Consider the following 17,929-nt stretch of genomic DNA (forward strand, 5'->3'; position numbering starts at 1 on the left):
CCGGTTCTGCCGGGCGGTTGTCGCAGGCCGAAACCGCTGCTGATTTTTACAATGCCTGCCATTACGCAGGTCATTAATCAGGAGCACTCCATGCTGGCTTTCTTAAATCAGGTGCGCAAGCCGACCCTGAATCTGTCGCTCGAAGAGCGGCGCAAGATGTGGTTCAAACCCTTTATGCAGTCCTATCTGGTGGTCTTTATCGGCTACCTGACCATGTATCTGATCCGCAAAAACTTCAACATTGCGCAAAACGACATGATCACCACCTACGGTCTGAGTATGACCCAGCTGGGGATGATTGGGCTGGGTTTCTCCATCACCTACGGCGTGGGTAAAACGCTGGTTTCCTACTACGCCGATGGCAAAAATACCAAGCAGTTCCTGCCATTTATGCTGATCCTTTCGGCAATCTGCATGCTGGGCTTCAGCGCCAGCATGGGCGCGGGTTCGGTCAGCCTTTTCCTGATGATTGCGTTTTATGCCCTTAGCGGCTTTTTCCAAAGTACCGGCGGCTCGTGTAGCTACTCCACCATCACCAAATGGACGCCACGCCGTAAGCGCGGCAGTTATCTGGGAATGTGGAATATTTCGCATAATCTGGGCGGTGCGGGGGCTGCGGGCGTGGCGCTGTTTGGTGCTAACTATCTGTTTGATGGCCACGTTGTCGGCATGTTCGTTTTCCCCTCTATCATCGCTTTGGTGGTGGGCTTTATCGGTCTGCGCTATGGCAGTGATTCACCAGAATCTTATGGGCTCGGTAAAGCCGAAGAGCTGTTTGGTGAAGAGATCAGCGAAGAGGATAAAGAAACCGAAGATCAGGCCATGACCAAATGGCAGATTTTTGTCGAGTACGTGCTGAAGAACAAAGTGATTTGGCTGCTGTGTTTCGCCAACATCTTCCTGTATGTGGTGCGTATTGGTATCGATCAGTGGTCGACGGTATATGCCTATCAGGAGTTAAAACTGTCGAAAGAGGTGGCGATTCAGGGCTTCACGCTGTTTGAAGTCGGCGCGTTAGTCGGCACGCTGCTGTGGGGCTGGTTATCGGATCTGGCGAATGGTCGTCGTGCGCTGGTGGCATGTGTGGCGTTGGCGTTGATTATTGCCACGCTCGGTATTTATCAACATGCCAGCAATCAGTACGTCTATCTGGCTTCGCTGTTTGCCCTTGGTTTCCTGGTGTTTGGTCCGCAGCTGCTTATTGGCGTTGCCGCCGTCGGCTTCGTGCCGAAAAAAGCCATTGGCGCTGCCGATGGCATCAAAGGCACCTTTGCTTACCTGATTGGTGATAGCTTCGCAAAGCTAGGCTTAGGGATGATCGCCGATGGCACGCCAATTTTTGGTTTGACCGGTTGGGCCGGAACCTTTGCCGCGCTTGATGCGGCCGCAATCGGCTGTATCGCCCTGATGGCGCTGGTAGCCGTATTCGAAGAGCGTAAAATTCGCCGTGAAAAGCGCCTGCAACAGTTAAAGGCGGCATAACGAACGACGTGAAAAACAGTGCAAACCGCTGTTCTGTGTGAAACCCCGCTTTGGCGGGGTTTTTTATTGTCAGGATAGCCAATAGCCTTGTCAGCTTTTGACAAAATTGAATACGCCTGAATATTGCTATGCTAGCCGCCATTTTAATTTTCAGATTGTCTGAATTTCAGCAGGATTGGTTATGAAAGAGATTTCCATCGTCGAACCCGTTTTTTTTACGCAGTTTAAATGCTCGGGTGGAGCGTGCCGCGACCACTGCTGCAAAGGATGGAATATCGATCTGGATAAACCTACCGTTAATCGCTATTTGAAAACCCGGGATGCCACGATTCGTGCTATTGCGGCAGAAAATATTATCACCACCAAAAAAAGTTATAAAAAGTGGGGCTTGATTAACGTCAGTGATAATAAGAGCTGCGCGTTTATGGATGAAAATCGCCTGTGTAGCATCCACAGTAGCATGGGGGCTGCAGCATTAAGCCCTACCTGCGCCATCTATCCGCGCGCCGAGAACATCTTCAAATACCATATTCAGAAGAGCCTGACCTTGTCCTGTCCGGAAGCCGTACGTCAGCTGCTTTCGGGACCAGAAGCCATGCTCTTTAATGAAAGCAAAATCGTGAAGCCTCATGGCTATAATACGGATAGCCTGGATCAGGGCGCGCAGCTGATTAATTTGATGTGCTCCACCATCATCAATAGCAGTGGAACAGAGGTTGAAGAGGGATTATATGGCATTGCGCTACTGTTCCTTTATCTGGAAAAACTCGATGATGACGCAGAGAAATATGAAAAATTAGAAGCGTATTATTACGATATCATTGCCTCTCTTCAGCGTGGTGATATTAAAAATAGCATCAATGAAATTGAGCCTGACCATCAGCTACAGTGGTCATTACTGGTGCGCTTACAGGGCTATCTGGGCGCGCGACCCACTTCTCGCGGTTGGGGCGCACTGAATCATTATGCTCATCGGCTGGCTTATATTCAGAGTGAAGGCTTGAAACAAAACGATATGCTGCAGCCAATGCAGAGATTACGTTGCGCGTGGCATGAGAAGGTAATGCCATGGCTCTCCGCGCATCCGCATATCATGAGTAATTATCTAAAGTACCGCATCTACACCGATGGTTTTCCCGCCGATCGCACCATCACGCCGCTGGCGAATCTTTACCTGCTGGTGGCGGAATGGTTCCTGATTAAGTCGCTGATGGCAGCCAGTGCAGATTTGACCGGCAAGATTGATGAAAACGACATGATCAATATCCTCTACAGCTTCCATGCGGTAACCAAGCACGATCAAATCTCAACCGCAGCATTCCTGCAAGAGATCGAACATACCAAAGTGAATGATGATCTTTCGCTGGTTTATTTATTGAAGTAATGCTTGTACCAGGGGCGTTAAACATCACGCTTTTATTCCAGGTGCGCATGAATGCGCACCCTACGAAAACCCGGCGATATCCACGTAGGGTCACCATTCATGGTGACCGATTCACGCTTAACTGACGAGCATTACGCCATTTATGGCAAGCGGCACGATGGAGCCGCTGGTGCTTTAACGCTTGCAACCTTAGAAAAGTAACCATTGTGTTACAGTCCGCCTCACTTCTGCCGATAATCCCCCTCAGAATCATTTCCATTTTTTCGCCACATTTTTTCCGTTTCTGGGGTGTCTATGCGCTTCAATTATGACTTGTTACCGGGTGAGCTACTGACCTTCGAAGAGATTGCCCTGCGCTACACGCAGCAGCATCCAGACGAGAAAGAACTTACCGCGCGCGGCTTGCTGAGCCCGTCGACCAGTTTTCGCAATTTGGTGATCCGCGCGGTGTTCGCGCAGGAAGAGATTAACAGTCCGATGGAGGATCTGCTGTTCGTCTCAGACGATAACGAGCGCAAAAATTATCTGCGTCGCTTCGAACACTATTTGAAAAGTCAGCAGGCGTTTCTCTACTTCCGGCGTAACGAGGAAAGCCGTAAGGAGGGGCGCTGGAAGGTGGTGGGCGAAACCCAGGTGTTTGCCATGCTCGATCCCAACTCCGCAGCGGCGCAAAACCTGCTCAATAGCCGCGGCTATAAGCTGGTGCTGATGCGCCAAACCGAAGAAGAGGAGTATTGGCAGCTGTTTGATGCGCAAGCACACCCGTGTTTTCCGCTGTCGCGCAAAATTCAGTTCGTGGTGGTGCTGAGTACGCCACAGCAGAAAGTGCCGAGTGGCGTGATGCCGGGCACCGAAGTGGGGCGACGCGTGAAGGCTAAAGTGTTCCAGCGCGCCAGCCAGGCGGAGTTCACCTCGGCGGTCAAAGCGCGTTACGGCGCCTGCATCATTACCGGTACGCGCCTGACTGAGCGGCACAGCTGGCCGTGGGTAGAAGCCTGCCATATTGATACGCAAGAGAACGAAGAGGGTTTTCTCGCGGACAACAGCGCCGACAACGGATTGTTCCTGCGCAGTGACCTGCAGCGGCTATTTATCAACAAAATGATAAGCATCAACGCGGAAACCGGGCAGGTGTTGTTTAATCCAGCGCTGGAAACTGAAGCGTTCATTACCCCTTTTTATCAGGCACTTGAGGGCAAGGTTTGCGCATTATGGGACGCGGTGCCGCCGGGCACGCGGCAGCGGCTGCGTAACATGCGCTAAGGCTTGCGCGGATGGCGGAGCGATTCACCGCCATCCATAACAAATTTGAAATAACCTCGCTTTTGCCCGCCTATTCTGCCAATCAAAACCCCTACAGAATTGGATAATCATGCCGATAACTTTATTAACGCAGGGTAGTCAACGTGAACGATCTCTATACCGCCGATGGCGTGATGGATAAGCATTCGCTCTGGCAGCGCTACGTTCCTCTGGTGCGGCATGAAGCGTTGCGCTTGCAGGTACGTTTGCCAGCCAGCGTTGAGCTTGACGATCTGCTGCAGGCCGGTGGCATTGGCTTATTGAATGCCGTGGAGCGCTACGACGCGCTACAGGGCACCGCCTTTACCACCTACGCCGTGCAGCGTATCCGGGGTGCAATGCTGGATGAGCTGCGCAGTCGCGACTGGGCGCCACGCAGCGTGCGCAGAAATGCGCGCGAAGTAGCCGGTGCCATGCATCAGGTAGAACAAGCGTTGGGGCGCTCGGCTACCGAGCAGGAAGTGGCTGAGCGACTGAATGTTTCGCTGGAGGAGTATCGGCAGATTCTGCTCGATACCAACAACAGCCAACTCTTCTCCTACGACGAGTATCGGGAAGAACACGGCGACAGTGCGGAGCTGGTGACGGAGGGGCACGAGGAAGCCAACCCGCTTCATCAGTTAATGGAAGGAAACCTACGTGACCGCGTAATTGAAGCGATTGAGGCGTTGCCTGAACGTGAAAAACTCGTGCTCACACTGTACTACCAGGAAGAACTGAACCTGAAGGAGATTGGCGCGGTGCTGGAAGTGGGAGAATCCCGCGTCAGTCAACTGCACAGTCAGGCGATCAAACGCCTGCGTGCCCGATTATCGGGGGCGCGCTAACAGACTCAGTTCCTGGCGTTCGAAAAAAACAATAAAACCGGGGACTCAGCAATGGGAGCCAAAGTTAAAGCCAGACCTTTAAGTCGCTATCTTAAAGACTATAAGCACAGCCAAAGCAATTGTTCACACTGTGGCAAAGTTTTAGACCGTATGGCGTTAGTCTTTCGCGGCCAGATCATCAATAAAGAGGCCATCGCACGCATGGACCAAATGATTGACGATCAGGTGTGGATGAAACTCCAGCCAGAATTGACCGCCTTGTGTCGTTTCTGTAGCGATATTTTTTGTAACACCCATCCGAATTACTTCGACATTATGGCGTTTAAGCAATACCTGTTCGAGCAGACCGAGATGAGCCACAGTACCATACGTGAGTATGTGGTGCGTTTGCGTCGGCTTGATGACATGCTGAAGGCGAAAAACTTCCCGGCAGATCGTTTGCGCGGTAATAGCTGGCATGAATGTCTGGAGAACGATCTGCCCGATGCGGGTAACAACAATTACCGCATTGCACTGCGTAAATATGACCAGTTTTTAGGCTGGCAGCAGGGCTGATGGCGATCCGCCCCTTGTTGTTGTCGAGCATGACAGCAACAAGGGCACGCACGATGATTTCCGGGTGCGACTTTTCTCATCTTCTGCAACACTGTATGGATAATTGCACATTGCCTGGAGGCTGCATTGTCCTTACATCTTCTGCACCAGTTCCCCCGTCTTGAATTACTCGGTGCGCCTACGCCGCTTGAGCATTTGCCCCGGCTTTCTGATTATCTGGGTCGCGATATCTTCATCAAGCGCGATGACTTTACGCCGGTGGCGCTGGGCGGCAACAAGCTGCGTAAGCTCGAATTCCTGGCGGCCGATGCGCTGCGCGAAGGCGCCGATGTGCTGCTGACGGCGGGGGCCATTCAATCCAATCATGTGCGGCAAACGGCGGCCGTCGCCGCTAAGCTGGGCCTCAAGTGCGTGGCGCTGCTGGAGAATCCAATTGGTACCACTGCCGAAAACTATCTCAGTAACGGCAACCGCCTGCTGCTCGATTTGATGGATGTGGAAATCGTCATGGTCGACGCGCTGCACAATCCTCATCAACAGCTGGCAGAACAGGCCGAACGCCTCGAGGCGCAGGGATTCCGCCCTTATATTGTGCCGGTTGGCGGCTCCAATGCGCTCGGCGCGCTTGGCTATGTGGAATGCGCGCAAGAGATCGCCCATCAGAGCGAAGGCGTGGTGGATTTCGCCGCGGTAATAGTCGCATCCGGCAGCGCCGGAACGCATGCCGGGCTGGCCATTGGTTTGGAGCAGCTGTTACCGGATACCGAACTGGTGGGCGTGACCGTATCGCGCAGCGCTGAGGCGCAGCTGCCGGTGGTTGAGCGCATACGTAGCGCACTGGCCGAGCAGTTAGCCGTGCAGGCGAAAGCGCCGATTACCCTGTGGGATGACTACTTCGCGCCGCGTTACGGCGAGCCGAACGAAGAGGGTATGGCGGCGGTTAAGCTGCTGGCGCGCCTCGAAGGCATCATGCTCGATCCGGTTTACACCGGCAAAGCGATGGCAGGATTAATTGATGGCATTGCACAAAACCGCTTCCGCCGCGAAGGCCCGTTGTTGTTTGTGCATACCGGCGGATCGCCAGCGTTATTTGCTTATCACCCTTCGGTCTGAGAAAGATTTTAAAAACGGTTTATAATCCGGCGGTTATTAAGAAACGGTCGCCATGAATGGCGACCCTACAACGGATTGGCTCGGTTTTCGTAGGGTCGCCATTCATGGCGACCGATTCACCAACAAAGCACACAACACATCACAATAAATGGGGTAAACATGACTTTCTCTCCAATTCGTCGCCAGATGGTGATGGGCATGATGGCGGTCGCGCTGGTGGCGGGCGTTAACGTCAAATCCTTCGCCGCAGAAGATCTGCTGGCAAAAGTAAAGAGTAAAGGCGAGCTGCGCGTCGGTCTGGAAGGCACCTATCCGCCGTTCAGCTTCCAGGATGAAAAAGGCCAGCTGACCGGCTTTGAAGTTGAGTTCGCGCAGGCGCTGGCACAGCACCTCGGCGTGAAAGCCGATCTGCGTCCGACCAAATGGGACGGCATGCTGGCGTCGCTGGACTCTAAGCGCATCGACGTGGTGATCAATCAGGTAACCATTTCTCCAGAGCGCAAGAAGAAGTATGACTTCTCTACGCCGTACACCATTTCTGGCGTGCAGGCGCTGACGCTGAAGCAAAACGCGGCGGGCATCACCAAGCCGGACGATCTGTCAGGCAAGAAAGTCGGTGTCGGTCTGGGCTCTAACTACGAACAGTGGCTGCGTGACAACGTGAAAGGCGTGGATATCCGCACCTATGATGATGACCCAACCAAATATCAGGACCTGCGTTCAAAACGTATTGATGCCATTCTGGTGGATCGCTTAGCGGCGCTGGATCTGGTGAAGAAAACCGGCGATACCATGGCGGTAGCGGGGCCAGCATTCTCCCGTCTGGAATCCGGCGTGGCGCTGCGCAAAGGCAACGACGATCTGCTGAAGGCAATCGACGCGGCCATCGCCGATATGCAGAAAGATGGCTCACTGAGCAAACTGTCTGAAAAATGGTTCGGCGCGGACGTCACTAAATAATGCAGGAAAGCTTACAACTGGTGCTGGATTCAGCACCATTTCTCTTAAAAGGCGCGCTGTTTACGCTGCAGCTGAGTATCGGCGGGATGTTCTTCGGCCTGATACTCGGCTTTGTGCTGGCGCTGATGCGTCTGTCGCACTTCTGGCCGATTAACTGGCTGGCGCGTATTTACGTGTCGATATTCCGTGGCACGCCGCTCATCGCCCAGCTGTTTATGATCTATTACGGTCTGCCGCAATTTGGTATCGAGCTGGACCCAATCCCCTCGGCGATGATTGGTTTGTCGCTGAATACCGCCGCCTATGCTTCTGAATCATTGCGTGGCGCAATTGCTGCGATTGAACGCGGGCAGTGGGAAGCAGCCGCCAGTATTGGTATGACGCCGTGGCAAACGCTGCGCCGCGTGATTCTGCCGCAGGCCGCGCGCACCGCGCTGCCGCCGCTGGGCAACAGCTTCATCAGCCTGGTGAAAGATACCTCGCTGGCCGCCACCATTCAGGTGCCGGAGCTGTTCCGTCAGGCGCAGCTGATCACCTCTCGTACGCTGGAAGTGTTCACCATGTATCTGGCGGCCTCGCTGATTTACTGGGTGATGGCAACCGTGCTGTCGGCATTGCAAAATCGCCTGGAAGCGCATGTGAATCGTCAGGATCGGGAGGGTAAATGAGTGCAATTGAAGTTCGTCAGCTGGTGAAACAGTTTCACGGCCAGACGGTGCTGCACGGTATCGATCTCGATGTGGCACCTGGTGAAGTGGTGGCGATTATTGGCCCGAGCGGTTCGGGTAAAACTACGCTGCTGCGCTGTATCAATCTGCTGGAAGTGCCGGAAAGTGGGCATATTAAAGTGGGTGATATCGCCATTGATGCGGCGCTCGGCCTCAGCAAGCAGAAGCAGCTGGTGCGCCAGTTGCGGCAGCAGGTGGGATTTGTGTTCCAGAACTTCAATCTGTTCCCGCATCGCTCGGTGCTGGAGAACATCATTGAGGGGCCGGTGATCGTCAAAGGTGAGCCGAAAGCCGAAGCCGTTGCACGAGCACGTGGCTTGCTGGAGAAAGTGGGATTGCACGGTAAGGAACAGAGCTTCCCGCGTCGTCTTTCCGGCGGACAGCAGCAGCGTGTGGCAATTGCCCGCGCGCTGGCGATGCGTCCGGAGGTGATTCTGTTTGATGAACCTACTTCGGCGCTCGATCCGGAACTGGTGGGGGAAGTGCTTAGCACCATCCGCGCGCTGGCGCAGGAGAAACGCACCATGGTGATCGTTACCCATGAGATGAGCTTCGCGCGTGACGTGGCGGATCGCGCCATCTTTATGGATCAGGGACGAATTGTAGAGCAGGGCGCAGCTAAAGCGCTGTTCAGCAATCCACAGCAGGCGCGTACCCGGCAATTTCTCGACAAATTTCTTAACCAATAATCTTAAGCGTCGTCAGCAATGGCGGCGCTTATCTGCAATTCGCTCGCCATAATGCCTCTCAGTTTTTTCCTAAAATAGCTGCATGCTAATTTTATAATGTCATGATTTTTATGACGATATGGTTATTGAAGGGTTTTAAGTGTGCCTCTGTTTCCTGATTAGGAAAGTCCCGATTGAGACATCTTTGTAATTATAAATAATTCTTTACAAATTCATGGCGCAATTAGGACAAATTAATGAGTACTGCCAGGAAAGAGGTCCTCTGGATCAACACGCTGAAAGGAGGCTGTATTTTGATGGTGGTGCTGCATCACTCCATCATCACTACCTTCGCTCCCTCACTTCACCACCTGACAGCCGGACTGCTGCCTGCGCATTGGTGGGTGGCGTTCAATACCTATCTCTCACCGCTGCGCATGCCCGCTTTCTTCTTCGTTTCCGGTTTGCTTGCGGCCAGCTCAATTACTAAAAAAAGCTGGAAAGAGGTCTTCACCAAGAAGTTCAGCAACATCGTTTATCTCTATCTGCTGTGGGGCGTGATTCAGTGGCTCAGCATTCATTATATCTCCACCCATTTGGGGGAGCGGCTTTCCAGCACCAAAAACGCCGCCTATGCCGATACGCCGTTTGAGTTCATTAAGCTGCTGATGACCTCGATGACCAGCCTGTGGTATCTCTACGCGCTGGCCGGTTTCTTCCTGTTCACCAAGCTGTTCCACAAGCAGAAGATCGCGCTGCTGGCGTTAGGGGTGGTTGCCACTTATGCGGCGCAGTTCAGCCTGATTCCCGGCTGGGGCCCAGCCAGCGTGGCGCAGAACTACCTCTATTTCCTGATCGGGGTGTTCTTTAGCCAGGCATTAATTGAGATAAGCGAACTGAAGCGCCAGCACTGGCTGCTGCTGGGTGGCATTGCGATGATTGGCATGCTGCATCATGTCGGCGGCATCTACAAAAACCCGTTCTACAGCGTGCTGACCATCGTGTTTGGCATCGTGCTGTGCCGCTTCCTGAACGAACGTTTCAATATGGCGTGGCTCAACTGGATTGGCCGCAACACGCTGCAAATTTACGTGCTGCATCGCATCTTTATTGAGCTATTAGGGCTGAGCGCGATTGCTCTGGCGTTGCACTACGGCTGGTTTGGCAATGCCACCTTCAGCTGGGCATGGGCGCTGCTGATGCCAATTACCGGCGTTGCACTTTGTACCAGCATTTCGCTGCTGGTGTGGACGCTGCTCAACCGTGGTCCGGGCCGCATGCTGTTCCTTTATCCCCGCCTGCTGCGCAAACCGGTATTAGCAACGAAAAGTGAACCGCAGTAAAAATAATCCTGCCGGGCCAGTTCGCTGGTCCTCAATATGTTTTATCCCAGGTCGCCATGAATGGCGACCCTACAAGCACACGGCTAATATTCCTGCTTATCCATTTGCCACATTAAATATTCTTTTTTCCGGAATTTGATAATAATTTGGTATGCGATAGGGCGGATTGTTCTTAATTTCTTCTCATAATGTTTTCTATACCTCTTCTGGTTAATATTCTTTTAGTGACTCTAATTAAGGCAAATTTCCTTAGTGTGTTCAGGGTTCTATTTTTGTCTGGATCTGTAAAGTATTGTTATATCAGGACCACAAAAAAATATTTAAGACTTTCGCTACATCATGCCCGCTCGGCCTGTTGAATAATCGTCTAATAATCATAAATGCTTCATGACTTATTAGAACCTATTTCCCCTTAAGACCTACACAGCAACAGCAGCGGGAGTCAATGATATGAATAACACCCAAAAAGAAGATATTGCATGGATAAATACGCTTAAAGGAGCATGCATATTGCTGGTGGTGTTGTATCACACCGTATTACCTGGCTTCGAAGGTACCGTTAAATTATTGTCAGCTGGCTGGATCCCGGCAGAAATATGGGTGCAGTTTAATACGGTTTTATCGCCGCTACGTATGCCGGCATTTTTCTTTGTTTCCGGCTTACTGGCAACCAACGGTATTTTAAATCGGCAGTGGAAACAAGTGTTTACCAGCCGCATCACTAATCTGTTTTATCTCTATATTTTATGGGGGTTTATTCAGTGGTGGTCGATTGTGGGAATTTCGACGGAAATCACCGGGCAGCGTATTTCGCAGAACCTTAACGCGGCGTATGCCGGTTCGCTGCTGGAGTTCCTCAAGCTGACGTTCATGGCGATGAGCACCTCGTGGTATCTGTACGGCCTGGCACTCTATTTCCTGTGCGCAAAAATATTTAAGCAGCAGAAAGTGGCGCTGCTGGTGGTGGCGATTGCACTTAACTACCTGGCGGTGGAGAAGATTATCCCCTTCTGGGGACCCCAAAGCGTGGCGCAGTACTTCCTGTTCTTCCTGTTGGGCGCTTTCTGGAGTCCAATGATGCTGCGTATGAGCGAATGGCGTCGTGAAAACATCGTGCCGTGGGCTCTGCTGGCGGCATTGTCCGGTATTCACATGATCTTTGGCCTGGATAAGAGCCTGTTCATGTGTATTCTCGCGGTACTGGGTAGCGTAGCGGCGTGCCGCTGGTTGAATGCGCATTTCAAGATGAGCTACTTAAACTGGGTTGGGCGCAACACGCTGCAAATCTACGTGATACACCGCATCTTCATTGAGTTTTTCGGCATGTCAGCGATTCTGTTTGCCCAGCGTCATCACCTGTTCGAGCAGGCATGGTTCTCCATCCTGTGGGCCTGTTTCTATCCGCTGGCGATCGTTGGGATTTGTTCGCTGTGTTCAGTCGCGGTATGGCAGGTCACCAATCGTGGGTTGGGGCAGTCGCTGTTTGTGTTCCCAACGCTGATTGGCTTAAAGCGGAATAAGTCGGCGGCGTAAAAATGGGTCGCCATGAATGGCGACCCTACACGTAGGGTGCGCATTGATGCGCACCTGGCTGTTATCGTCAACCGATGGTCATCAAACTCGCATTACCGCCCGCTGCGGCGGTATTGACGCTCAATGAACGCTCAATCAACAAACGCTCCAGCAGCAGATTGGTTTCACCACGAGCAAAGCCCTGCACCGAAATAATCGCGCCCTCGCGTGCCGCCACCTGCTCACACAGGCTGCGCAGTTGATCGGCATCACCGTGATAAATCACGGCATCAAACTCGGCCGCCAGCACCTCCTTCACCAGCTTGATGTGCGCTTGTACCTCGGTGGGCAATGATTTACGCCACGCACGATGCAGTTCATCATCCTGCCACAGCGCGTGACTGCCAACGCTGGTGACCGCCGCTAACTGCGTCAGCGCATCTTGCTCGTTATCGGCGATGCACAGCACATGTTCGCGCGGCAGCAGAGTGAAGGTATTGCGTTCACCGGTTGGACCCGGCAGCAGACGCACGGTACCCGCTTGCGCCAGTTCGTCGTAACGCTGGCACAGCGCCAGCAGTTCAGGTTTGTCTTTTGCCCACTGTTGCAGCGCCTGATGCGCGCGCATCAGTTGCGCGCGCACCGAACTGTCGACCGGACGTTCAGCATCCTGACGATCAAAGGTGATGCGTAGCGCACCGTCTGGACGGTTGGCCAGTAGACGATAGAGATAGAGCGGGCCGCCGGCTTTCGGACCGGTGCCGGATAACCCTTCGCCGCCGAACGGCTGCACGCCCACGACCGCGCCCACCATATTGCGGTTCACGTAGAGGTTGCCGACCTTCGCGTTGGCCGTGACCTGGGCGATAGTTTCATCGATACGGGTGTGCACGCCGAGCGTCAGGCCGTAACCCGAGGCGTTAATCTGTTCGACCAACTGCGGCAAGGCGTTTCGCGTGAAACGCACCACGTGCAGCACCGGACCAAACACTTCTTTATCCAGGTCGCCTACCTGATCCAGCTCAATCAGCGTGGGCTTAATAAAGGTGCCGCTGTTCCACTCTTTAGTGTCCTGCGGATTTTCCTGCGCCGCCTGATAAACCTTGAAGCCTTTACTGCGCAGCGCCTGAATATGGCGTTCGATATTGGCTTTCGCTTCGGCATCAATGACCGGACCAATATCGGTTGATAAGCGCTCCGGGTTGCCCATGCGGCACTCGGCCATCGCGCCACGCAGCATTTTCAGCGTGTGGTCGGCCACATCATCCTGGATGCACAACAGGCGCAGCGCTGAGCAACGTTGACCGGCGCTATCAAATGCCGAGGCAACGATATCTACCACTACCTGTTCGGTCAGCGCCGACGAATCGACGATCATGGCGTTCATGCCGCCGGTTTCAGCAATCAGCGGGGTTGGACGGCCTTGCGGATCGAGACGGCCTGCCAGATTGCGCTGCAGCAGCGTGGCGACGGCGGTTGAGCCGGTAAACATCACGCCGCGCACGCGCTCGTCGCCGGTGAGTTGCGCGCCAACGGTTTCGCCCTGGCCCGGCAGCAGTTGCAGCACGCCAGCAGGCACGCCGGCATCCAGCAGGATTTGCACCGCCTGTGCGGCAATCAACGGTGTTTGTTCGGCCGGTTTTGCCAGCACGCTGTTACCGGCGGCGAGCGCGGCGGCAATTTGTCCGGTGAAGATGGCCAGCGGGAAGTTCCACGGGCTGATGCACACTACCGGGCCGAGCGGTCGATGGGTTTCATTATCGAAATCGTCACGCACCATGCCGGCGTAGTAGTAGAGGAAATCGACCGCTTCACGCACTTCGGCGATGGCGTTGTTGTAGGTTTTACCGGCTTCACGCACCAGCAAACCAATCAGCTGCTGCATCTGGCCCTCCATCGCTTCGGCGGCACGCTCAAGAATGGCGGCGCGCTCCTGCGGTGGCGTGGCGAACCAGATCGGACCGGCATTCACCGCCGCATCCAGCGCGTCCGACACTTCGGCTTCGCTGGCTTCTCGCACGCTGCCGACCACGTCCGCCGGTGCGGCAGGATTAAGCACCGGACGGCTAACGCCTGCACCTAATTCACCTGCCACCAGCGGCTGCGCGATCCACGGCTGGCTGGCGCTGTTGAGCAGGGCGCTGGACAGCGATGCCAGGCGATGTTCGTTAGCCAGATCGAGACCCGCTGAGTTAACACGCTTCGCGCCATACAGATCGCGCGGCAGCGGAATTTTCGGATGCGGCAGACCGATCGCGCCTTCGGCAACGCCCATCTTCTCTACGGCGGCAACCGGATCGGCCACCAGCTCATCCAGCGGCAAGGTGTTATCGGCGATGCGGTTAACGAATGAGGTATTGGCCCCGTTCTCCAGCAGACGACGCACCAGATAGGCCAGCAGCGTTTCATGCGTACCCACCGGCGCGTAAATGCGGCACGGACGATTCAGTTTGCCGTCCGCCACTTTCCCCACTACCTGCTCATACAGCGGTTCACCCATGCCGTGCAGGCACTGGAATTCGTATTGGCCTGGATAGTAGTTATTACCTGCCAGCTGATAAATCGCCGCCAGCGTATGCGCGTTGTGAGTAGCAAACTGCGGATAGATCAGGTTTGGCACCGCCAGCAGTTTACGTGCGCACGCCAGATAGGAAATATCGGTGTAAACCTTGCGGGTGTAGACCGGATAGCCTTCCAGCCCATCAACCTGCGCGCGTTTAATTTCGCTATCCCAGTACGCGCCCTTCACCAGGCGGATCATCAGGCGGCGACGACTGCGCTGTGCCAGGTCGATCAGCGCATCAATCACAAACGGGCAGCGTTTTTGATACGCCTGAATCACGAAGCCGATACCGTTCCAGCCTTCCAGTTCCGGCTCAAAACAGAGTTTCTCCAGCAGATCGAGCGACAGTTCCAGACGATCCGCCTCTTCGGCATCGATGTTGATACCGATGTCATAGGAGCGCGCCAGCAAGGTTAACGATTTGAGGATCGGATAGAGTTCGTCCATCACGCGCTCATACTGTGCGCGGCTGTAGCGCGGATGCAGTGCCGACAGCTTAATTGAGATGCCTGGACCTTCATAAATACCGCGCCCGTTGGAGGCTTTGCCTATGGCGTGAATCGCCTGCTGGTACGACACCAGATAGGCTTTGGCATCGCTGGCAGTCAGCGCCGCTTCACCCAGCATGTCGTAGGAGTAGCGGAAGCCTTTCTCTTCCAGCTTGCGCGCATTGGCCAGCGCTTCAGCGATGGTTTCGCCGGTCACAAACTGCTCGCCCATCAGGCGCATCGCCATATCCACGCCTTTACGGATCAGCGGCTCGCCGCTCTTGCCGATGATGCGGTTGAGGGAGCGCGACAAGTTGGCTTCGTTATGGGTGGACACCAGACGCCCGGTAAACAGCAGACCCCAGGTTGCCGCGTTGACAAACATCGACGGGCTGCGGCCAAGGTGTGATTGCCAGTTTCCGTTGCTGATTTTGTCGCGGATTAACGCATCGCGCGTCGGCTTGTCAGGGATGCGCAACAGCGCTTCTGCCAGGCACATCAGCGCCACGCCTTCCTGTGAGGAGAGGGAAAACTCCTGCAGCAGGCTTTGTACCATGCCCGCGCGACCGGTTGCCCCTTTCTGATGGCGCAGCTTATCGGCGAGGCTGTAAGCCAGCTGATGCGTTTTCTCCGCCAGCGGCGCAGGGAGGCGCGCCTGTTCCAACAGCATCGGCACCGCATCGGTTTCCGGACGGCGCCATGCGGCGGTGATCGCGGAGCGGCTCACCGACTGCGGTAAAATATGTTCAGCGAAATCGAGGAAAGGCTGCAGCGCCTCTTCTGGCACGCCTTCATCAGCGGCGGCATCGATCAGCAGCTGGGGAATTTCTGGCACCGATTCACCAGCTTCCAACTGCTCCAGATAGTTAAAAATCGCCTGCTTGATCAGCCAGTGTGATGTGCGGTCAAGCTTCTGTGCTGCCAGTTTAATGCGGTCGCGGGTGGCTTCATCCAGCTTCACGCCCATGGTGGTGGTTGCCATGCTTTCCTCGTCCTCGAATAGTGATTCAACGCTTGCATGGCAGCAATATCACTCATGTTGCAACTTTGTGCAACCTATGTTGCCAGCAGGCCGCCATGAATGACGACCCTACATACAATGTCTGGCTTCGTAGGGTCGCCATTCATGGCGACCGGGGTGCAACCATAGTGTGATCCGGTGCAACCTCCCATCAGAAAAAACGCAGCATTAGTGTCATCATTGTGACGGCTGTGTTAAATGCATTGTGCCTACTGGTCCTTTGCGGCAGGATACCGCGCCTTAAGAGAAATCGCTTTCTCTGGATGCGGTGAAATCATGCTGCTGTCCCGTTCCGACAGCGCTGATTAACAAGATTTCTCTTGATGGATCAAATAATAAGTGGAGAGACAGATGAGTGTAAGTACACCGATGTTGGTGACCTTTGTAGTATATATCCTTGGGATGGTGTTAATCGGTTTCATCGCCTGGCGATCAACCAAAAGCTTCGATGATTATATTCTCGGTGGCCGCAGTTTAGGCAGCGTGGTAACCGCACTTTCGGCGGGCGCTTCCGATATGAGCGGCTGGTTATTGATGGGGCTGCCTGGCGCCATTTTCCTTTCCGGCATCTCGGAAAGCTGGATCGCCATCGGCTTGATCATTGGCGCCTGGCTGAACTGGCGCATCGTTGCCGGCCGCCTGCGCGTGCAGACCGAGCATCACGATAACGCCTTAACCTTGCCAGATTTCTTCTCCAGCCGTTTCGAGGATAACAGCAAGCTACTGCGCGTTATCTCGGCGGTGGTTATTCTGATCTTCTTCACGATTTATTGTGCTTCCGGCGTGGTGGCCGGTGCGCGTCTGTTCGAAAGCACCTTTGGGATGGATTACCAAACCGCGCTGTGGGCCGGTGCGGCGGCTACCATTCTGTATACGCTGGTGGGCGGTTTCCTCGCGGTGAGCTGGACCGATACCGTGCAGGCGAGCCTGATGATTTTCGCCCTGATTTTGACGCCGGTGATTGTGATTGTGGCGGTGGGCGGCCTGGATGATTCGCTGGCGGTGATCAGAGCAAAAAGCCTTGAAAACCTCGATATGCTGAAAGGCCTGAACGTTGTGGCGGTGATTTCCCTGCTTGGTTGGGGCCTCGGCTACTTTGGCCAGCCGCATATTCTGGCGCGCTTTATGGCGGCGGATTCACACCATACGATTCGGACGGCACGTCGTATCGGCATGATTTGGATGATTCTGTGCCTTGCCGGAGCCGTTGCCGTTGGCTTCTTCGGCATTGCCTACTTCCAGAACCATCCCGAGCATGCGGCGGGCGTAAGCCAAAACGGCGAGCGCGTATTTATCGAGCTGGCGCGCATTCTGTTTAACCCGTGGATCGCGGGCATTCTGCTGTCGGCGATTCTGGCAGCCGTTATGTCCACGCTGAGCTGCCAGCTGCTGGTGTGCTCCAGCGCCTTGACCGAAGATTTGTATAAAGGCTTCCTGCGCAAAAACGCCAGCCAGAAAGAGCTGGTGTGGGTAGGGCGTTTGATGGTGCTGGTGATTGCGTTGATTGCTATCGCGCTGGCGGCGAATCCAGAAAACCGCGTGCTTGGCCTGGTGAGCTACGCCTGGGCTGGCTTTGGGGCGGCGTTTGGGCCAGTGGTGCTGTTTGGCGTGTGCTGGAAGCGCATGACGCGCAACGGTGCGCTGGCTGGAATGGTGGTGGGGGCGCTGACCGTGCTGCTATGGAAAGATTATGGCTACACCGAGCTGTATGAAATCATCCCGGGCTTTGCCTTCGCCAGTATTGCGATTGTGGTGTTCAGCCTGTTGGGGCGAGCTCCATCTGAGGCCGCTCAGCAGCGCTTCGCCGCCGCAGAAGCGCAGTATCAAAGCAAATGATTTGTTAGGTCGCCATTGATGTCGACCAGGTGCGCATCAATGCGCACCCTACGAACACCGCATCGTTTCGTTGTAGGGTCGCCATTTATGGCGACCAGTCCAAATATTCCCCCCCTGCAAACCGCAAAAGCAAAATTAATTTCACGC

At 54.4% G+C, this 17,929-nt stretch carries 13 protein-coding genes; 12 read left to right on the forward strand and 1 reads right to left on the reverse strand.

Features of this window, described 5'->3' with window-relative positions:
• Positions 1-90: 90 nt before the first annotated feature.
• The 11 genes from uhpT (at position 91) to CRO19_RS17430 (ending at position 11,895) form a co-directional block, all read left to right on the forward strand.
• On the forward strand, positions 91-1,482 hold the full coding sequence (gene uhpT / locus CRO19_RS17380; RefSeq protein ID WP_097096956.1) for a hexose-6-phosphate:phosphate antiporter UhpT: 1,392 nt from the start codon (positions 91-93) through the stop codon (positions 1,480-1,482).
• A gap of 181 nt (positions 1,483-1,663) precedes the next feature.
• Complete coding sequence (fliB, locus tag CRO19_RS17385) at positions 1,664-2,866, forward strand: flagellin lysine-N-methylase (protein WP_097096957.1); 1,203 nt, start codon at positions 1,664-1,666, stop codon at positions 2,864-2,866.
• A gap of 294 nt (positions 2,867-3,160) precedes the next feature.
• Positions 3,161-4,129 (forward strand): HNH endonuclease signature motif containing protein, encoded by a 969-nt coding sequence (locus CRO19_RS17390; protein ID WP_097096958.1) that lies wholly within the window; start codon positions 3,161-3,163, stop codon positions 4,127-4,129.
• A gap of 143 nt (positions 4,130-4,272) precedes the next feature.
• Positions 4,273-4,995: an RNA polymerase sigma factor FliA gene (locus tag CRO19_RS17395; RefSeq protein ID WP_097096959.1), complete on the forward strand. Its 723-nt coding sequence runs from the start codon at positions 4,273-4,275 to the stop codon at positions 4,993-4,995.
• Positions 4,996-5,046: 51 nt separating this feature from the next.
• Entirely contained in the window at positions 5,047-5,550 is a 504-nt protein-coding gene (fliZ, locus tag CRO19_RS17400; RefSeq protein WP_007891377.1) for a flagella biosynthesis regulatory protein FliZ, read from the forward strand.
• A gap of 126 nt (positions 5,551-5,676) precedes the next feature.
• Positions 5,677-6,663, forward strand: coding sequence for a D-cysteine desulfhydrase (locus tag CRO19_RS17405; RefSeq protein ID WP_097096960.1), 987 nt, complete (start codon positions 5,677-5,679; stop codon positions 6,661-6,663).
• 159 nt (positions 6,664-6,822) lie between these two features.
• The gene (gene tcyJ / locus CRO19_RS17410) at positions 6,823-7,623 is read left to right on the forward strand and encodes a cystine ABC transporter substrate-binding protein (RefSeq protein ID WP_097096961.1); all 801 of its coding nucleotides are present in this window, start codon (positions 6,823-6,825) and stop codon (positions 7,621-7,623) included.
• Positions 7,623-8,291, forward strand: a complete 669-nt coding sequence (gene tcyL, locus CRO19_RS17415) for a cystine ABC transporter permease (protein WP_064739084.1) — start codon at positions 7,623-7,625, stop codon at positions 8,289-8,291. The genes tcyJ and tcyL overlap by 1 nt, the downstream gene beginning before the upstream one ends.
• A complete protein-coding gene (tcyN, locus tag CRO19_RS17420) occupies positions 8,288-9,040 on the forward strand; it encodes an L-cystine ABC transporter ATP-binding protein TcyN (protein ID WP_097096962.1) in 753 nt (250 codons plus the stop codon). Before tcyL ends, tcyN begins: the two co-directional genes overlap by 4 nt.
• Positions 9,041-9,276: 236 nt before the next feature.
• A complete protein-coding gene (locus CRO19_RS17425; protein ID WP_097096963.1) occupies positions 9,277-10,362 on the forward strand; it encodes an acyltransferase family protein in 1,086 nt (361 codons plus the stop codon).
• A 450-nt stretch (positions 10,363-10,812) separates the two neighbouring features.
• On the forward strand, positions 10,813-11,895 hold the full coding sequence (locus CRO19_RS17430; protein ID WP_097096964.1) for an acyltransferase family protein: 1,083 nt from the start codon (positions 10,813-10,815) through the stop codon (positions 11,893-11,895).
• A gap of 67 nt (positions 11,896-11,962) precedes the next feature.
• Here CRO19_RS17430 and putA read toward each other — a convergent pair whose 3' ends face one another.
• Positions 11,963-15,907 (reverse strand): trifunctional transcriptional regulator/proline dehydrogenase/L-glutamate gamma-semialdehyde dehydrogenase, encoded by a 3,945-nt coding sequence (gene putA / locus CRO19_RS17435; protein ID WP_097096965.1) that lies wholly within the window; start codon positions 15,905-15,907, stop codon positions 11,963-11,965.
• A 390-nt stretch (positions 15,908-16,297) separates the two neighbouring features.
• Between putA and putP the strand changes: the two genes are divergently transcribed.
• On the forward strand, positions 16,298-17,782 hold the full coding sequence (gene putP, locus CRO19_RS17440) for a sodium/proline symporter PutP (protein WP_097096966.1): 1,485 nt from the start codon (positions 16,298-16,300) through the stop codon (positions 17,780-17,782).
• Positions 17,783-17,929 lie beyond the last annotated feature (147 nt).

Source organism: Candidatus Pantoea floridensis (genome assembly GCF_900215435.1).
Classification (GTDB): domain Bacteria; phylum Pseudomonadota; class Gammaproteobacteria; order Enterobacterales; family Enterobacteriaceae; genus Pantoea; species Pantoea floridensis.